Below are 17,123 nucleotides of genomic sequence, written 5' to 3' on the forward strand. Positions count from 1 at the left end.
CTTTCTTCAGGCAGGCTGGGGCGCGCTCAGGCGCCGGCGGATTCGAGTTCGGCTTCGATGGCTGCTTCGAGCCGCTCGCGAAGTTCGGGGATGGTGATCTTGGCCAGGACCTCGCCGAAGAAGCCGCGGACCACCAGGCGGCGTGCCACGTCTTCGGGGATGCCGCGCGACTGCAGGTAGAACAGCTGCTCGTCGTCGAACCGGCCGGTGGCGCTGGCGTGTCCGGCGCCGCGGATCTCGCCGGTCTCGATCTCCAGGTTGGGGACCGAGTCGGCGCGCGCGTTGTCGGTCAACACCAGGTTGCGGTTGAGCTCGTAGGTCTCGGTGCCCTCGGCGGACGGCCGGATCAGCACGTCGCCGATCCAGACGGTGCGGGCCTCGCCGCGCTTGTCACCGGACGGGTCACCCTGCAGGGCGCCCTTGTAGGTCACGTGCGAACGGCACATCGGTGCGCTGTGATCGACCAACAGACGCTGCTCGAGGTGCTGGCCCGCGTCGGCGAAGTACAGGCCCCACAGTTCGGCGTCGCCGCCGGGAGCGTTGTACTGCACGCGCGGGGACAGCCGAATGGTGTTGCCGCCCAAGCTGATCGCGAAGTGACGGAGGGTGGCGTCGCGGCCGAGCGCGAGGTGGTGCGCGGTCACGTGCACGGCGTCGTCGTCCCAGTCGTGCACGTTGACCACGGTCAGATGCGCACTGTCGGCGGCGATGATCTCGACGTTCTCACCGATGGTGCCGCCGCCGCGCTGGTCCAGGACCACGGTGGCGTGCGAGAACGCCTCGGCGTGGATCTGCACGTGCGAGTAGGCCACCTGGCCCTCACCCGGGCCGGTCATGGTGATCACGACGGGCTCGGCGACCTGCGCCTCGCGCTCGATGGTCACCACGGTGGCCTCGGTGAACGACGAATAGGCCTGTGCCGCAACGCGATCGAAGGGCACGCCGGCGGTGCCGAGGCGCTCGTCCGTGCGGGTCACGGTCTCGGTGCGGACACCGTCGCCCGCACCCTCGACCACGACGGTCGTGGTCGAGGTGGCCTCGGCGGTGCCGTTGTGCAGTCCGCGCAGGCGGCGGAACGGGGTGAACCGCCACGCCTCTTCACGCTGACTGGGCACCTCGAAGGCGTCCACGTCGTACGAGGTGAACAGCTCGCCCTTGTTGACCACCACCGCGGCGGGGGCGTTGTCGGTGATCGTGCTCTTATCCGGGGCCGCCATCAGCCGACCGATCCTTCCATCTGCAGCTCGATGAGCCGGTTCAGTTCCAGTGCGTATTCCATGGGCAGTTCCTTGGCGATGGGCTCCACGAAGCCGCGCACCACCATGCCCATGGCCTCTTCTTCGGTGAGGCCGCGGCTCATCAGGTAGAAGATCTGATCGTCGCTGACCTTGGAGACCGTCGCCTCGTGCCCCATCGTCACGTCGTCCTCGCGGATGTCGACGTACGGGTAGGTGTCGCTGCGGCTGATCTGGTCCACCAGCAGGGCATCGCATTCCACGGTGGAACGGCTGCCGTGGGCGCCCGGATTGATCTTGATCAGGCCGCGGTACGACGACCGGCCGCCGCCGCGAGCCACCGACTTGGAGATGATGTTGCTCGACGTGTTCGGCGCCAGGTGGACCATCTTGGATCCGGTGTCCTGGTGCTGGCCGGGGCCGGCGAAGGCCACCGAGAGCACCTCGCCCTTGGCGTGCTCACCGGTCAGCCACACGGCCGGGTACTTCATGGTGACCTTGGAGCCGATGTTGCCGTCGACCCATTCCATGGTCGCGCCCTCTTCGGCCTTGGCACGCTTGGTCACCAGGTTGTAGACGTTGTTCGACCAGTTCTGAATGGTGGTGTACCGGCAGCGGCCGCCCTTCTTCACCACGATCTCGACCACGGCCGAGTGCAGCGAGTCGGACTTGTAGATCGGTGCGGTGCAGCCCTCGACGTAGTGCACGTAGGCACCCTCGTCGACGATGATCAGGGTGCGCTCGAACTGACCCATGTTCTCGGTGTTGATCCGGAAGTAGGCCTGCAGCGGGATGTCGACGTGGACGCCCGGCGGGACGTAGACGAACGAGCCGCCCGACCAGACCGAGGTGTTCAGCGCGGAAAACTTGTTGTCGCCGGCCGGGATCACGCTGCCGAAGTACTCCTGGAAGATCTCCGGGTGCTCCTTCAGTCCGGTGTCGGTGTCGAGGAAGATGACACCCTTCTCCTCCAGGTCCTCGCGGATCTGGTGGTAGACCACCTCGGACTCGTACTGCGCGGCCACACCGGCCACCAGGCGCTGCTTCTCCGCTTCGGGGATGCCGAGCCGGTCATAGGTGTTCTTGATGTCCTCGGGCAGGTCTTCCCACGACTGCGCCTGCTTCTCCGTGGACCGCACGAAGTACTTGATGTTGTCGAAGTCGATGCCGCTCAGGTCGGCGCCCCACGTCGGCATCGGCTGCTTGTCGAAGATGCGGAGGGCCTTGAGGCGCTGCTCCAGCATCCATTCCGGCTCGCTCTTCTTCGCGGAGATGTCGCGCACCACGGCTTCGGACAGGCCGCGCTGGGCGGAAGCGCCGGCGACGTCGCTGTCGGACCAGCCGTAGCCGTACCGGTCGAAGGACGCGATGGTCTCTTCCTGGGTCAGCGGGGCCGGAGCAGTGGTCGCGGCGGGGTCAGTGACCGTCATCGTGAGGCCTTTCCGTCGGTGTTCGGTGCTGTAGTGGATTTTGGGGCTGTAGCGGATTCTGGGGCGGGTGTTCGTCGTGCGATGGGTACGTGCGTGGTGCACACGCAGTCGCCGTTGGCGATAGTCGCCAACCGCTGAACGTGCGTCCCGAGCAATTCGGTGAATCGTACGGTCTCGGCTTCGCACAGCTCCGGAAACTCCGTCGCGACGTGCGCCACCGGACAGTGGTGCTGGCAGATCTGCACGCCGGTGCCCACTTCGCGCACGTTGGCCGAATAGCCGGCGCTGGTGAGTGCGTCGGCGATGTCTTCCACGGTGCGGACCACGTCGTCGTCGCCGGTGGCGGGCGCCACCGAGGCGACCATGCCGTCCACCCGATCGCGAGCGAACTCCGAGACGGCCTGCTCGCCGCCGACGTCGCGCAGCTTGCGCAGCGCGGCACCGGCGAGGTCATCGTAGGCGTGTCGCAGTTTGCCCCGACCGTTCGGGCTGAGCTGGAACCATTTGGCCGGACGGCCGCGGCCGCCCTTGCCGAAGCCGGGCGCCGCTGTCTGCACATCGCCCGCATCGACCAGTATGTCCAGGTGGCGACGGACACCGGCGGCACTGATGCCGAGTCGGTCGGCGATATCACTCGCGGTGAGCGGCCCCTCATCGATCAAGAGGGAGACGACGGCAGCGCGGGTCTGGCCGTCAGCGCCAGGCCCGTCTGCGAACTGCTCGATGAGCAGCGAGTTCCCACCGTCCATGCTTTTCACAACATTATTGTGACGTAATTATTCCCGGGCTTCCAGCAAGGGTGACCTAAGCGGGTCCGTGTCGACGGGTCGCCGGAACCGGTGCCCGGATGCCTTAGAGTCTGACGGGTGCGGAACGTTCCAGGAGTGCGCGCTGCGCTCGATCACCTCGGCCTGTCTCGGCCGTCGAGGAACACCGACATCGATGCGACCGGCGATTACGGCGTATCGCTGGCCCGGTTGCACGGCGAGGACGCCCACGTCGGACCGCTCAACCCGCTGGAGAACAAGCGGCTGCGTCGCATCCGGTTGTTCGGCACCACCGGCGCCGTACTGATCCTGATCGGTTCGCTCGGCACCGGCATGATGCCGGTGCTGCAGAACCCGATCGTCGGCATGCGAGTGCTCTCGCTGCCCTCCCGGATGTTCTCCACGGCACTGACCATCTCCATCGGCGGCACCATGATGCTGGTGCTGGCCTGGATTCTGCTGGGCCGCTATGCGATCGGCAGATACTCCGTGGAAGTGGCGGAGAATCGCAGTCCGGCCCGCCGGATGTCCCGCTCGCAGGCCGACCGCACCCTGGTGATGTGGATCGTGCCGCTGCTGTTCGCGCCGCCGCTGTTGAGCAAGGACGTCTACTCCTATCTCGCGCAGAGCGCGATCGGCTTCCGCGGGATGGATCCGTACACCTACAGCCCGATGCGCGGTCTCGGCGTCGATCACCCATTGAGTCTGTCGGTGCCGAACCTCTGGAAGGACACGCCGGCACCGTACGGGCCGCTGTTTCTGTGGATCGGTGAGCACATCACCTGGGTCACCGGCGAGAACATCACCGCGGCGATCGTCCTGCATCGCATGGTGGCCCTGTTCGGCGTGGCGCTCATCATCTGGGCGCTGCCCCGACTGGCCCGTCGCTGCGGGGTGTCGTCGGTGGCCGCCCTCTGGCTGGGCGCCCTGAATCCACTGCTGATCCTGCACCTGGTCGGCGGTATCCACAACGAGGCGCTGATGATCGGCATGATGCTGGTCGGCGTCGAATGGTGCTTCCGTGCCATCTACGACAGCGACAGTCTCTGGTCGCCGCAGCGGCGCCTGCCGTCGCGGGCGGGTTGGCTGCTGCTGGCCGGCTGCGCGGTGATCGCCGCCTCGGCGATGGTCAAGGTCACCTCCCTGCTCGCGCTCGGTTTCGTCGGCGTCGCCCTCGCGCGGCGCTGGGGCGGGACCCTGCCCGCGCTGCGCAACGCGCCGTGGCGCCAATGGTGGTCGCGCTCGCGGCAGACGGTGCGGGCATTGGGCGGCGCCGCGCTCCTCACCGGAGCGGTCGCGATCGGCGTCGTGGTGGCGATCTGCGTCGGCACCGGACTCGGCTTCGGCTGGACGTCGACCACCACCACCGGCGGCATCGTCCGCTCCTGGATGTCCATGCCCACCCTGCTGTCGGTGGTGGCCGGGCGCATCGGCTTGTGGCTCGGCCTGGGTGAACAGACCCAGGTGATCCTCGACGTGGCCCGGCCGATCGGTCAGCTCGTCGCGGTGGTGCTCGTGATCCGATGGCTGCTGGCGGTGCTCGCCGGCCGCATCCATCCGCTCGGCGGCCTGGGCATCGCGATGGCCACCGTCATCTTCTTCTTCCCGTTCGTGCAGGCCTGGTACCTGCTCTGGGCCATCATCCCGCTCGCCGCGTGGGCCACGACGCGCTGGTTCCGGGTCGGCACGGTTGTGATCTCCGCGATAATCGCCGTGGTCGTGATGCCCACCAGCTCGGATACTTCACCGATGGTGGTGGTGCAGGGACTGTCCACCGGCCTGCTGATGACCCTGGTGGCCAGCATCTTCTTCTTCATCGACCATCCGACACGTCGGTGGTGGGCCGCCCGCAGGCGGGTCTGACCCGAATACCGTGCTGCGGCGCTCGGGGCCTAGGCTGGGCTACGTGCAGTCCGCTTCTGTTTCGTCCCCGGCCGTCGAGATTCGGGGTCTTCGCAAGCAGTTCGGCGAGGTCACCGCGGTCGACGGTTTGGACCTGGTCCTGCCCCGCGGCCAGATCCTCGCCCTCCTCGGCCCCAACGGGGCCGGCAAGACCACCACCGTCGAGGCCTGTGAAGGCTTCCTCCGTCCCGATGCCGGGCAGGTCCGCGTCCTCGGTCTGGACCCGATCGCCGACAACGACCGCCTCCGCGCGCGGATCGGCGTGATGTTGCAGGGCGGTGGCGCCTACCCCGGTGCGAAGGCCGGCGAGATGCTGGCCCTCTGCGCCGCCTACAGCGCCGATCCCCTCGACCCCGATTGGCTGCTCGACATGCTGGGGCTGCGCGAGAACGTGCGGACGCCGTATCGACGGCTGTCCGGCGGGCAGCAGCAGCGTCTCGCGCTGGCCTGTGCCCTAGTGGGCCGCCCCGAACTGGTCTTCCTCGACGAACCGACCGCCGGCCTCGACGCCCACGCTCGGATCCTGGTGTGGGAGCTGATCTCCGCCCTGCGCGCCGACGGTGTCTCGGTGCTCCTCACCACGCATCTGCTCGACGAAGCCGAGCAGTTGGCCGACGAGATCGTCATCGTGGACCACGGCCGGGTGGTCGCCTCGGGTGCGCCGACCGACCTCACCGGCGCCCAGTCGCAAGACCGGTTGCGCCTGCTCACCGCGACGCCGATCGACCCCGACGAGCTCGCCGCCGCCCTCGGCGCGGGGTACCGCTGCGAGCGCGGCACGAGCGGCGCGTACGCGGTGATCGGCGCGCTCACACCGCGGTTGATCGCCGACGTCGCGGCCTGGTGCGCCGAGCGCGACGTGCTCGCCACCGAACTCACGGCCGCGCAGCGCAGTCTGGAAGAAGTCTTCCTCAACCTCACCGGAGCGGAGGTCCGCCGATGAGTACGGCACGTTTCCCGGTCGGGACGTTCACCCCGCGGCCGCAACCGGCGTCGCTGCCCCGGATGCTGGGCGCCCAGACCCGACTGGAACTGACGCTGCTGCTGCGCAACGGCGAGCAGCTGCTGCTGACCATGTTCATTCCGATCACCCTGCTGATCGGCCTCTGTCTGCTCCCCATCGGCACCGCCTCCGGCGATTCGGCCGCCGACCGCGCCGCGCAGTTCGTGCCCGCCATCCTGGCGGTCTCCATCATGTCGACGGCCTTTACCGGTCAGGCCATCGCGGTGGGCTTCGACCGGCGCTACGGTGCGCTGAAACGGCTCGGCGCCACGCCGATCCCACGCTGGGGCATCATCGCGGGCAAGACCTTCGCCGTGATCATCGTGGTGGCGCTGCAGGCGCTGATCATCGGGGCGATCGGCCTGGCCTTCGGCTGGCGCCCGGAGGCGGCGGGCCTGGCCATCGGCGCACTGGCTATCGCCCTGGGCACCGCGGCCTTCGCCGCGCTCGGCCTGCTGCTCGGCGGCACCCTCAAGGCCGAGGTGGTGCTGGCGCTGGGCAACCTCATCTGGTTCGTGCTGCTGGGCCTGGCCGGACTGGTGGTGTTCGACGATCGGCTGCCCGACGGGGCACGACTGCTCGTCGAGTGGTCCCCCTCCGGCGCTCTCACGCAGGCGCTCGCGCAGGCGGTGGGTCAGAACGCCTTCGACATCGGCAGTCTTCTCGTCCTTCTCGTCTGGGCCGTCGCCGGCGGTCTTCTCGCAATCAGGTGGTTCAAGTTCGAATGAGTACTTCCGTCACTCCGGCCTCCGGCTGGCTCGGTTTCCGCACGCCCTCGCTGCGGTTCCTCTACGGCTGGGCCGTGGCCAACCTCGCCGCCAACGTCCTACTCGTGGTGACCGGCGGCGCAGTCCGGGTGACCGGCTCCGGTCTCGGTTGCCCCACCTGGCCGCAGTGCGGCGACGGCAAGTACACGCCGCCGATGACCTATCACGGCGTGATCGAGTTCGGCAATCGCATGCTCACCTGGCTGTTGGTGGCGATCGCGGTGGCGACCTGGGTCGCGGCCATGCGCTACCGGCCGGTCGATCACGTGGCCCGCCGCCTGGCGACGCTGGTGGCCCTCGGGGTGCCGCTGCAAGCCGTGATCGGCGGCATCACGGTGCTGACCAAACTGAACCCGTGGGTGGTGGCGTTCCACTTCCTGGCGACCATTCTGATCATCTCGCTCGCCACCTGGATGGTGTACCGCACGCGCCCGAACGTCGCGACCGACCCCGATGAGGTGCCGGTTCCCCGCGACTCGGTGATCGCTCGGCTCGCCACGGCACTGGCGATCACCGTCTACGCGATCACCTGGACCACGATCTACCTCGGCACCGTGGTGACCGGATCCGGACCGCACTCGGGCGACGAGGACTCCCACCGCAACAATCTGGATCCGGTGCTGGCCACCCAGTTGCACGCGGATGCGGTGTGGGCCCTGCTCGGCACCGGTTTCGCGCTGCTGCTGCTCGCCGTGATCGCACGGTTGGCCATGCAGCGGTCGGCGTGGTGGTTCGCCGGCATTCTGCTGCTGCAGGGCGTGATCGGTTACGTGCAGTACTCCACGGGGCTGCCGGTGATCCTGGTGGTGCTGCACATGTTCGGCAGCGCCTTGCTGATGATCGGCGCGACGGTGCTGCTGCTGCAGGCCGTCGACGCCGATCGGACGCGCGAAACCGCCTGAGTCAGCGGTAGTCGACGACCTTGCGGTTGCGGGCCTTCGGGAAGCGGTGCGAACCGGCGACCCACCCGGCCATCTGACGCCAGTGCGACGGCTGCACCGTCGCCTTGTTGGTGAGGTCGCGGTCCCATTCGGCCACTTCCAGGCCCTCGATGCCGTCGACGATGCGTCGGGCTTCCTCCAGGGTGGGCACCACCCGGTCGGCGAGATCGCCGTCCTGCTCGCCCACCAGCGTGATGCGGACGCCGGCCGCACCCGCGGGCTGAAGGACGGCCTTGGCCGAGCCGCCCTCGGCGGCGACGTACTTGCTGATCGATTCGACCACGCCGTAGGCGGGCGTGGTCGGCGCTGCGGTGTTGTCGGTCATGTGGCTCATCATAACCGCGTGCCACACTGAGCTATGCGAGCGATCACTGTGACGTCCATCGGCGGTCCCGACGTGCTGACACCGGGACCGGCGCCCGATCCGAAGCCCGCTCCGGGGCAGGTCCTGGTACGCGTGGGCGCGGCCGGAGTGAACTTCATCGACACCTACCTCCGCAGCGGCCTCTACCCCATGCCCGTGCCGTACGTCCCGGGCAGCGAAGGCGCCGGCGAGGTCGTCGCGCTCGGCCCGGGCGTGACGGAGCTGTCCGTCGGCCAGCGGGTGGCCTGGTGCGACGTCCCCGGCAGCTACGCCGAGCTCGTCGCGGTGCCGGTGGCCCGCGCCCTGGTGATCCCGGACGGGGTGAGCGACGAGGCGGCCGGCTCCAGCCTGCTGCGCGGGCTCACCGCCCACTATCTGCTCGACGGCGCGGCCGCGCCGCGGTCCGGCGAGACCGTGCTGGTGCAGGCCGGTGCGGGCGGCGTCGGCCTGCTGCTGACGCAGTTGGCCACACGCGCGGGACTGCGCGTGCTGACCACCGTGTCCAGCGACGCGAAGGAGCGGCTGGCGCGCGCCGCGGGCGCCGACGAGATCCTGCGTTACGGCGACGATCTGGCGCAGCGGATCCGCGTCCTCACCGACGGGCGCGGGGTCGCGGTGGCCTACGACGGCGTCGGCGCGGACACCTTCGAGCAGTCGTTGGCGGCGACCGCGGTGCGCGGACGCGTGGTGCTCTTCGGCGCCGCGAGCGGACCGGTGCCGCCGTTCGATCTGCAGCGACTCAACCCGCTCGGGTCGCTGTCGGTGATCCGCCCGACGCTGGGCCACTACATCGCCGATCCGGCGGAACTGGCCTGGCGCGCCGGCGAATACTTCGGGGCACTCGCCGACGGTTCGGTGCAGGTGCGCGTGGGCCAGCGCTATGGCTTGGACGGCGCGGCGCAGGCCCACCGGGACCTGGAGGGTCGTCGGACCACCGGGACGACGGTGCTCGTTCCCTAGGAGTACGCGAGAAGTACGAGACGCCTAGAAGTACGAGGCGATCGTGGGCCAGTCGAGCACGGCGTCGACGGCCAGGCCGCAGAACAGCAGGGCCAGGTACTCGTTGGACTTGAGGAAGATCTTGAGCGGCTTCACGTCGACGCCGCGCCGGGTCTCGATGTACAGGCGCGTCACGTACCAGAGGAACCAGCCGCCGGCGAGGATCGCGACCGCGAAGTAGATCCAGCTCGTCACCGGAATCAGGAACAGCGACGTGATCACCGTGAGCCAGGTGTAGATCAGCATCTGGCGGGTGACGTGCTCAGGAGTGGCGATCACCGGGAGCATCGGCACCCCGGCGGCCTCGTAGTCGGCGCGGTAGCGCCAGGCCAGCGCCCAGGTGTGCGGCGGCGTCCAGAAGAAGACCACCAGGAACAGCACGAACGGCTGCCAGCTCAGCGAACCGGTGACCGCGGCCCAGCCGACCAGCGCGGGCATGCACCCGGCGGCGCCGCCCCAGATCACGTTCTGCCAGGTCCGGCGCTTGAGGATGAGGGTGTAGACGCCCACGTAGAAGGCGATGGTGATCATCACCAGCACCGGCGGCAGCCACGGGCGGACGTTGCCGTACGCCTGGGTGCCGAAGTACAGGACCAGGAACGACGCGACGGCCAGGACCAGGCCGAAGATCAGCACGTGGCGAACCGGTACCGCGTGGCGTGCCAGCGGTCGGCGCTCGGTGCGCTTCATCTTCTGGTCGATGTCGGCGTCGGCCACCATGTTCAGGCTGTTGGCGCTCGCGGCGCCCAACCAGCCGCCGATCACGGTGATCAGAATCAAGCCGATGTCCACCCGGCCGCGCTCGGCCTGCAGCATCACCGGGATGGTCGATACCAGCAGCAGCTCGATCACGCGCGGCTTGGTGAGCGCGATATAGGCGAGCAGCGTGGCCTTCAGGCGGGCCGGTACCGAGGTGGGCGCCTCAGCGGTGGCCGAAGCGGGCGATGCCTCGCCGCTGGCGGAAGCGTTCGTATTTACGCTTTCCCCGATCCTCAACGACTGGCTCCTTTGTTTCTGCGCAGCACAGCCACGACGACGCGATTGCAGATTCCGAATGCGCACTGGGGCTGATGATTTAAATGGTAACTCTCCCGGCGCTATGCGAAGAATCCGGCCGGTCAGGCAGTGGCGCACGACGCGGTCTCGGCCGGATGCCGGTACATGCCCTAGGCTGGTGGAATCCGCCGTTTCTACCCCACAGGAGATTGCCCGATCGTGGCCGTTACAGATGAGATCGCAGCGCTGACCAAGCCGGTGTACCCCGCTGATTGGACGGAGGTGGACACACGCGCGGTCGACACGGCCCGGCTGCTGGCCGCGGACGCCGTGCAGCACTGCGGGAGTGGACATCCGGGGACCGCGATGAGCCTGGCACCCCTGGCGTACACCCTGTACCAGCGCGTGATGCGCCACGATCCGACCGACCCGGAGTGGGTGGGCCGCGACCGTTTCATCCTGTCGTGCGGCCACTCCAGCCTCACCCAGTACATCCAGCTCTACCTCGGCGGTTTCGGTCTGGAACTGTCCGACATCCAGGCGCTGCGCACCTGGGACTCGCTGACCCCCGGGCACCCGGAGTACCGGCACACCAAGGGCGTGGAGATCACCACCGGTCCCCTGGGCCAGGGTCTGGCGTCGGCCGTCGGCATGGCGATGGCGGCGCGCCGCGAGCGCGGCCTGTTCGATCCGGACGCCGCGACCGGGCAGAGCCCGTTCGACCATCACATCTACGTGATCGCCTCCGACGGCGACATCGAAGAGGGCGTCACGGCCGAGGCCGGTTCGCTGGCCGGCACCCAGCAGCTGGGCAACCTGATCGTCTTCTACGACCAGAACCACATCTCGATCGAGGACGACACCACGATCGCCCTCACCGAGGACACCGCCGCGCGCTACGCGTCGTACGGCTGGGATGTCCAGGTGATCGAGGGCGGCGAAGACGTCGTCGCGATCGAGGCCGCCGTGGCGCACGCCAAGAGCGTGACCGACAAGCCGTCGATCATCCTGATCCGCACCATTATCGCCTGGCCGGCACCCACCAAGATGAACACCGGCGCCTCGCACGGCAGTGCGCTCGGCGCCGACGAGGTGGCCGCCACCAAGAAGATCCTCGGCTTCGACCCGGAACTGGACTTCGAGGTCTCCGACGCGGTGATCACCCACACCCGCGCGCTGGCCGAACGCGCCGCCGCCGACCGCGCCCAGTGGCAGGTCGGGTTCGACGCCTGGGCCGCCGACAACGCCGAGAACAAGGCCCTCTTCGACCGTCTCTCCGCCCACGAGCTTCCGGAGGGCTGGACAGACGTCCTGCCGACCTGGGCTCCCGGCGACAAGGCCGTGGCGACTCGCTCGGCGTCGGGCAAGGTGCTGTCCGCACTGGCTCCGGTGCTGCCGGAACTGTGGGGCGGCTCGGCCGACCTCGCGGGCTCCAACAACACCACGATGGACGGCGCCGTGTCGTTCGGCCCCGAGTCGATCAGCACCTCCACCTGGACCGCGCACCCGTACGGTCGCACCCTGCACTTCGGCATCCGCGAGCATGCGATGGCGGCGATCCTCAACGGCATCGTGCTGCACGGCCCGACGCGCGCGTACGCGGGCACCTTCCTGCAGTTCGCCGACTACATGCGCCCCGCGGTGCGGCTGGCCGCACTCATGGAGATCGATCCGATCTACGTGTGGACGCACGACTCGATCGGCCTCGGCGAGGACGGCCCCACCCACCAGCCGGTGGAGCATCTGGCCGCGTTGCGCGCGATCCCGGGCCTGGACGTGGTGCGCCCGGCCGACGCCAACGAGACCGCCCACGCCTGGCGGCATCTGCTGACCCGCCGCAGTCGGCCGGTCGGCCTGGCCCTGACCCGCCAGAACGTCCCGGTCCTGGAGGGCACGTCCTACGAGGGCGTCGCCCGCGGCGGTTACGTGCTCGTCGAGCCCGCGCAGGCCCCGGCCGTGGTGCTGATCGGCACCGGCTCGGAGGTCTCGCTCGCCGTGGAGGCCGCGGAAACCCTTGCCGCCGAAGGCATTTCGGCACGCGTGGTGTCCATGCCGTCGCTCGAGTGGTTCGACGAACAGGATCAGGCCTACCGCGACTCGGTGCTCCCCGCCGGTGTGCCGCGCGTGGTGATCGAGGCCGGCATCGCCATGCCGTGGTACCGCGTGGTGCACGGCGGCGGCGGCATCAGCCCCGCAGCGGGCGAGATCGTCTCGCTGGAGCACTTCGGCGCGTCGGCACCGTACCAGACGCTGTACACCGAGTTCGGGATCACCGCCGAGGCCGTCGCCGCGGCGGCGCACCGGCTGCTCGAGCGCTGACCCCCCGAGCGACTCTGAAGAGAGAAGGAGAACATTCGATGACGCAGAATGCGAAACTCGCCGACCTGTCCGCCGCGGGCGTCTCGGTCTGGCTCGACGACCTGTCCCGCGACATGATCGACTCGGGTGCGCTGCGCCGCGAGATCGACGAGCACTCGGTGGTCGGGGTGACCACCAACCCGGCCATCTTCCAGGCGGCCATCGCCAAGTCGTCGATGTACGACGACCAGATCGCCGCGCTCGCCGCGCAGGGCGCCGACGTGGACGCGACGCTCACCGCGATCACCACCGACGACGTCCGGTCGGCGTGTGACGTGTTGGCCGCGGTCGCCGTCGACTCCGACGGCGTCGACGGTCGCGTATCGATCGAGGTGGATCCGCGGCTGGCGCACGACACCGACGCCACCGTGGCGCAGGCGATCGAGCTGTCCAAGATCGTCGACCGCTCCAACGTGCTGATCAAGATTCCGGCCACCAAGGCGGGGCTGCCGGCGATCACCCGCGTGCTGGCCGAGGGCATCAGCGTCAACGTGACCCTGATCTTCTCGGTGGAGCGCTACCGCGAGGTGATGGAGGCGTTCCTCAACGGGCTCGACGCCGCGCTGGAGAACGGGCACGACGTCGCCGACATCGTCTCGGTCGCCTCGTTCTTCGTCTCCCGCGTGGACACCGAGATCGACAAGCGCCTGGATCAGATCGGCACCCCCGAGGCGCTCGCGCTGCGTGGCAAGGCCGGTCTGGCCAACGCCCGCCTGGCCTACGCGGCCTACACCGAGGTCTTCGATCTCGGGGTGCGCTTCCCCGACCTGAAGGCGCACGGCGCACGCCCGCAGCGGGCGCTGTGGGCGTCGACCGGCGTGAAGAACCCGGAGTACCCGGACACGCTGTACGTCAGCGAACTGGTCGCACCCGACACGGTGAACACCATGCCTGGCAAGACCATGCTGGCCTTCGCCGACCACGGCTGGGTGAACACCGAGTCGATCGTCGGCCGGGACGAGGAGAGCCGCGGCGTCTTCGACGCGCTCAGCCGCGTCGGCATCGATCTCGGCGACGTCTTCGCGCTTCTCGAGACCGAGGGCGTGACCAAGTTCGTCGATGCCTGGGACGAACTGCTGACCGCGACGGCGGCCCAGCTCACGAGCGCTAAGGCCTGACCCCGATGGCTCCCGCGGCAGGCTCGGGCGACGGTGCGTGGACCAATCCCCTCCGGGATCCGCACGACCGGCGCCTGCCGCGGATCGCCGGGCCGTCGGCGCTGGTGATCTTCGGCGTCACCGGTGACCTGTCCCGCCGCAAACTGATGCCGGCGGTGTACGACCTCGCCAACCGTGGTCTGCTGCCGCCCAGCTTCGCGCTGGTCGGCTTCGCCCGCCGCGAATGGAGTGACCGGGACTTCGCCGACACCGTCCGCGACGCGGTGAAGGAGCATTCGCGCACCCGCTTCGACGAGGAACGCTGGGAGCGACTGGCCGAGGGCATCCGCTTCATCGAGGGCAGCTTCGACGACGACGACGCCTTCGACCGCCTCACCACCACGCTCGCCGAATTGGACCGCGAGCGCGGCACCGACGGCAATCACGCCTTCTACCTCGCGATCCCGCCGAACAGCTTCCCGACCGTGCTCAACCAGCTCAAGCGCACCGGGCTGGCCGCCCCGGGCACCGACGGATCCTGGCAGCGGGTGATCATCGAGAAACCGTTCGGCCACGATCTGGAATCCGCCAAGGAACTGAACACCCTGGTCAACAGTGTCTTCCCGGAGGAGTCGGTGTTCCGCATCGATCACTACCTGGGCAAGGAGACGGTCCAGAACATCCTGGCGCTGCGGTTCGCCAACCAGCTCTTCGAACCGCTGTGGTCGAGCCACTACATCGATCATGTGCAGATCACCATGGCCGAGGACATCGGTCTGGGCGGGCGCGCGGGCTACTACGACGGCATCGGCGCCGCCCGCGACGTGATCCAGAACCACCTGCTGCAGTTGCTCGCGCTGATCGCGATGGAGGAGCCCATCTCCTTCTCCCCGCGGGAGCTGCAGGTGGAGAAGATCAAAGTGCTGATGTCGACGCGGAATCTGCTGCCGATCGACGAGAACTCCGCCCGCGGCCGCTACGGCCCCGGCTGGCAGGGCTCGGAACCGGTGCCCGGTCTGCTCGACGAGGGCTTCCGGGCCGATTCGACCACCGAGACCTACGCGGCGATCGCCGTGGAGGTGGACACGCGCCGCTGGGCGGGAGTGCCGTTCTACCTGCGCACCGGCAAGCGTCTGGGGCGTCGGGTCACCGAGATCGCACTGATCTTCAAACGGGCTCCGCACCTGCCGTTCGACGACTCGATGACCGCCGAGCTGGGGCAGAACGCCCTGGTGATCCGGGTGCAGCCGGACGAAGGCGTCACGCTCCGCTTCGGTTCCAAGGTGCCGAGCACCGGCATGGAGGTCCGCGACGTCAACATGGACTTCTCCTACGGCGAGGCCTTCACGGTCAGCTCGCCGGAAGCCTACGAGCGTCTCCTGCTCGACGTGCTGCTCGACGAGCCGTCGTTGTTCCCGGTGAACGAGGAAGTGGAACTCAGCTGGCAGATCCTCGACCCGGTGCTCGCCGAGTGGGCCACCGAGGGCGCACCGGAGACCTACGACGCAGGCACCTGGGGCCCCGCCGACGCGGACAAGATGATGGAACGCACCGGCCGGACCTGGCGGCGGCCCTGAGGAGGCAGCGATGATCGTCGATCTTCCCGACACCAGCACGCTCGACATCAGCAAGAAGCTTGTCCGCATGCGCAACTCCGGCGGCGAGGTGACCATCGGGCGGGTACTGACCCTCGTCATCGACACCGATGCCGGGGAGGAGGCCGAGGCCGCGGTCGACGCCTCCAATCAGGCCAGTCGCGAGCACCCGTGCCGCGTGATCGTCGTCAGTCGCGGCGACCGGAACCAGGCCACCCAGCTCGACGCCCAGATCCGCGTGGGCGGCGACGCCGGCGCCTCCGAGGTGGTGGTGCTGGGTCTGCACGGCGAGCTCGCCGACCACCCGCACGCCGTGGTGACGCCTTTCCTGTTGCCGGACACCCCGGTGGTGACGTGGTGGCCCGGCCGCGCGCCGGCCCGCCCCGCCGCCGACCCGCTCGGCCGGCTGGCCTCGCGTCGTATCACCGACGCCCGGTCGGCGGCCGACTGCGACGGCGCGCTCGCTGCGCGACGTCTCGGGTACAGCGCCGGCGACACCGACCTGGCGTGGAGCGCGACCACGCCGTGGCGCGCCATGCTGGCCTCTGCGCTGGACCGACCGCCGCACGCACCGGTGGACTCCGCGGCGGTGTGCGGACCGGCGCACATCCCGGGTCTGGACCTGATCGCCGGCTGGTTGGCCCACGCCCTCGGGGTACCGGTCACCCGCCGCGTCGGGGACTGGCGGGTCAGCCTCGAGCGCAGTGACGGTGCCGTGGAACTGGTCATGGACGACGCTGGCGGCGGCATCCTGCACTTCCCCGGGCGCCCCGACGGCCGGATGCCGTTCAAACGTCGCACCACGGCAGAATGCCTCGCCGAGGAACTCCGCCGTCTGGATGCCGACATCGTGTATCGCCATGCGCTGGAAGGACTTTCCAGCGTCACACAAGAGGACTGAGGGTTGATGAGTGAACTCGAAACGCTGATCTTCGACGACGCCCCGGCGCTGCTGGAGACCGCGGCCGCGCGGTTCGTCGATGCGGTGGCCCGCGCCCAGCAGGCGCGCGGACGCGCCGTGCTCGCCCTCACCGGGGGCTCCAACGGCATCGGGCTGCTGCGCGCCCTGGTCGCCGACCCGGCCGTCATCGACTGGAGCCGCGTCGACCTGTATTGGGGCGACGAGCGCTTCCTGCCTGCTGACGACCCCGAGCGCAACGCGTGGCAGGCGCGGCAGGCGCTGCTCGGTCAGGTACCGCTGGATCCGGCGCGGGTGCACATGATGCCCGCCAGCGACGGCGAGTTCGGTGACGACCTGGCGGCCGCCACCCGCGCCTACGCGAAACTGATCGACGACGACCTCGCCTTCGACGTGCACCTGCTGGGCATGGGCGGCGAGGGCCACATCAACTCGCTGTTCCCGCACACCGCCGCGACCGCCGAGAGCTCCGCGCCGGTGGTGGCGGTGTCCGATTCGCCGAAGCCGCCGCCGCGCCGCATCACGCTGACCTTCCCGGTGATCAACCGGTCCCGCGAGGTGTGGTTCCTGGTGTCCGGCGCGGAGAAGGCCGAGGCCGTCGCCGCTGCCCACCGCGGTGCCGATCGTGCCGACTGGCCGTGCGCCGGAGCACACGGCACCGAGCGGACGGTCTGGTTCGTCGACGCGGCCGCTGCCGCGGACCTGGCCTGATCCTTAGCGGCCTGATCCTTAGCGGCCTGATCGATCGGG

Annotated in this window: 15 protein-coding genes; 10 read left to right on the plus strand and 5 right to left on the minus strand. The window is 69.1% G+C overall.

Features of this window, described 5'->3' with window-relative positions; translation table 11 throughout:
- Positions 1 to 26: 26 nt before the first annotated feature.
- Genes sufD through ABD989_RS02130 form a run of 3 tightly spaced genes read right to left on the minus strand, consistent with a single transcriptional unit; the run spans position 27 to position 3,414 of the window.
- The gene (gene sufD / locus ABD989_RS02120; protein WP_345312248.1) at positions 27 to 1,217 is read right to left on the minus strand and encodes a Fe-S cluster assembly protein SufD; all 1,191 of its coding nucleotides are present in this window, start codon (positions 1,215 to 1,217) and stop codon (positions 27 to 29) included.
- Complete coding sequence (gene sufB / locus ABD989_RS02125) at positions 1,217 to 2,665, minus strand: Fe-S cluster assembly protein SufB (RefSeq protein ID WP_246995902.1); 1,449 nt, start codon at positions 2,663 to 2,665, stop codon at positions 1,217 to 1,219. Before sufB ends, sufD begins: the two co-directional genes overlap by 1 nt.
- On the minus strand, positions 2,662 to 3,414 hold the full coding sequence (locus ABD989_RS02130) for a helix-turn-helix transcriptional regulator (protein ID WP_345312473.1): 753 nt from the start codon (positions 3,412 to 3,414) through the stop codon (positions 2,662 to 2,664). The genes sufB and ABD989_RS02130 overlap by 4 nt, the downstream gene beginning before the upstream one ends.
- Positions 3,415 to 3,531: 117 nt before the next feature.
- Here ABD989_RS02130 and mptB point away from each other — a divergent pair, with 117 nt between their 5' ends.
- From mptB to ABD989_RS02150, 4 genes are read left to right on the plus strand one after another with little or no spacing between them, the layout of a single operon-like run.
- Entirely contained in the window at positions 3,532 to 5,295 is a 1,764-nt protein-coding gene (mptB, locus tag ABD989_RS02135) for a polyprenol phosphomannose-dependent alpha 1,6 mannosyltransferase MptB (RefSeq protein ID WP_345312249.1), read from the plus strand.
- A 43-nt stretch (positions 5,296 to 5,338) separates the two neighbouring features.
- On the plus strand, positions 5,339 to 6,277 hold the full coding sequence (locus ABD989_RS02140; protein WP_345312250.1) for an ABC transporter ATP-binding protein: 939 nt from the start codon (positions 5,339 to 5,341) through the stop codon (positions 6,275 to 6,277).
- Positions 6,274 to 7,065, plus strand: coding sequence for an ABC transporter permease (locus tag ABD989_RS02145; RefSeq protein ID WP_345312251.1), 792 nt, complete (start codon positions 6,274 to 6,276; stop codon positions 7,063 to 7,065). Before ABD989_RS02140 ends, ABD989_RS02145 begins: the two co-directional genes overlap by 4 nt.
- The gene (locus ABD989_RS02150; RefSeq protein ID WP_345312252.1) at positions 7,062 to 8,006 is read left to right on the plus strand and encodes a COX15/CtaA family protein; all 945 of its coding nucleotides are present in this window, start codon (positions 7,062 to 7,064) and stop codon (positions 8,004 to 8,006) included. Before ABD989_RS02145 ends, ABD989_RS02150 begins: the two co-directional genes overlap by 4 nt.
- A gap of 1 nt (position 8,007) precedes the next feature.
- Here ABD989_RS02150 and ABD989_RS02155 read toward each other — a convergent pair whose 3' ends face one another.
- On the minus strand, positions 8,008 to 8,370 hold the full coding sequence (locus tag ABD989_RS02155; protein ID WP_372493248.1) for a hypothetical protein: 363 nt from the start codon (positions 8,368 to 8,370) through the stop codon (positions 8,008 to 8,010).
- A 33-nt stretch (positions 8,371 to 8,403) separates the two neighbouring features.
- On the opposite strand from ABD989_RS02155, the gene ABD989_RS02160 reads away from it, so the two are divergent.
- Positions 8,404 to 9,369 carry a quinone oxidoreductase family protein gene (locus tag ABD989_RS02160; protein WP_345312253.1) on the plus strand — a complete coding sequence of 322 codons (966 nt, stop codon included), beginning with the start codon at positions 8,404 to 8,406 and terminating at the stop codon, positions 9,367 to 9,369.
- Positions 9,370 to 9,393: 24 nt separating this feature from the next.
- On the opposite strand, the gene ABD989_RS02165 is transcribed toward ABD989_RS02160, so the two are convergent.
- The gene (locus tag ABD989_RS02165) at positions 9,394 to 10,404 is read right to left on the minus strand and encodes a heme o synthase (RefSeq protein WP_345312254.1); all 1,011 of its coding nucleotides are present in this window, start codon (positions 10,402 to 10,404) and stop codon (positions 9,394 to 9,396) included.
- Positions 10,405 to 10,623: 219 nt separating this feature from the next.
- Here ABD989_RS02165 and tkt point away from each other — a divergent pair, with 219 nt between their 5' ends.
- The 5 genes from tkt to pgl are packed head-to-tail and all read left to right on the plus strand — an operon-like array spanning position 10,624 to position 17,084.
- On the plus strand, positions 10,624 to 12,723 hold the full coding sequence (gene tkt / locus ABD989_RS02170) for a transketolase (protein WP_345312255.1): 2,100 nt from the start codon (positions 10,624 to 10,626) through the stop codon (positions 12,721 to 12,723).
- A 38-nt stretch (positions 12,724 to 12,761) separates the two neighbouring features.
- Positions 12,762 to 13,880 (plus strand): transaldolase, encoded by a 1,119-nt coding sequence (gene tal, locus ABD989_RS02175; RefSeq protein WP_345312256.1) that lies wholly within the window; start codon positions 12,762 to 12,764, stop codon positions 13,878 to 13,880.
- A 5-nt stretch (positions 13,881 to 13,885) separates the two neighbouring features.
- Positions 13,886 to 15,436, plus strand: a complete 1,551-nt coding sequence (zwf, locus tag ABD989_RS02180) for a glucose-6-phosphate dehydrogenase (RefSeq protein WP_345312257.1) — start codon at positions 13,886 to 13,888, stop codon at positions 15,434 to 15,436.
- A 10-nt stretch (positions 15,437 to 15,446) separates the two neighbouring features.
- Entirely contained in the window at positions 15,447 to 16,355 is a 909-nt protein-coding gene (locus ABD989_RS02185) for a glucose-6-phosphate dehydrogenase assembly protein OpcA (RefSeq protein ID WP_345312258.1), read from the plus strand.
- Between the two features lie 6 nt (positions 16,356 to 16,361).
- Positions 16,362 to 17,084, plus strand: a complete 723-nt coding sequence (gene pgl, locus ABD989_RS02190; RefSeq protein ID WP_345312259.1) for a 6-phosphogluconolactonase — start codon at positions 16,362 to 16,364, stop codon at positions 17,082 to 17,084.
- The last annotated feature ends 39 nt before the right edge of the window (positions 17,085 to 17,123 follow it).

Origin of the sequence: Gordonia alkaliphila (assembly GCF_039542465.1) — a bacterium.
GTDB lineage: Bacteria > Actinomycetota > Actinomycetes > Mycobacteriales > Mycobacteriaceae > Gordonia > Gordonia alkaliphila.

Coding starts and splice junctions, on each gene's coding strand:
- sufD (WP_345312248.1), bottom strand. CDS start 1,217: ATGGCGGCCCCGGATAAGAGCACGATCACCGACAACGCCCCCGCCGCG.
- sufB (WP_246995902.1), bottom strand. CDS start 2,665: ATGACGGTCACTGACCCCGCCGCGACCACTGCTCCGGCCCCGCTGACC.
- ABD989_RS02130 (WP_345312473.1), bottom strand. CDS start 3,414: ATGGACGGTGGGAACTCGCTGCTCATCGAGCAGTTCGCAGACGGGCCT.
- ABD989_RS02145 (WP_345312251.1), top strand. CDS start 6,274: ATGAGTACGGCACGTTTCCCGGTCGGGACGTTCACCCCGCGGCCGCAA.
- ABD989_RS02150 (WP_345312252.1), top strand. CDS start 7,062: ATGAGTACTTCCGTCACTCCGGCCTCCGGCTGGCTCGGTTTCCGCACG.
- ABD989_RS02155 (WP_372493248.1), bottom strand. CDS start 8,370: ATGACCGACAACACCGCAGCGCCGACCACGCCCGCCTACGGCGTGGTC.
- ABD989_RS02160 (WP_345312253.1), top strand. CDS start 8,404: ATGCGAGCGATCACTGTGACGTCCATCGGCGGTCCCGACGTGCTGACA.
- tal (WP_345312256.1), top strand. CDS start 12,762: ATGACGCAGAATGCGAAACTCGCCGACCTGTCCGCCGCGGGCGTCTCG.
- zwf (WP_345312257.1), top strand. CDS start 13,886: ATGGCTCCCGCGGCAGGCTCGGGCGACGGTGCGTGGACCAATCCCCTC.
- ABD989_RS02185 (WP_345312258.1), top strand. CDS start 15,447: ATGATCGTCGATCTTCCCGACACCAGCACGCTCGACATCAGCAAGAAG.
- pgl (WP_345312259.1), top strand. CDS start 16,362: ATGAGTGAACTCGAAACGCTGATCTTCGACGACGCCCCGGCGCTGCTG.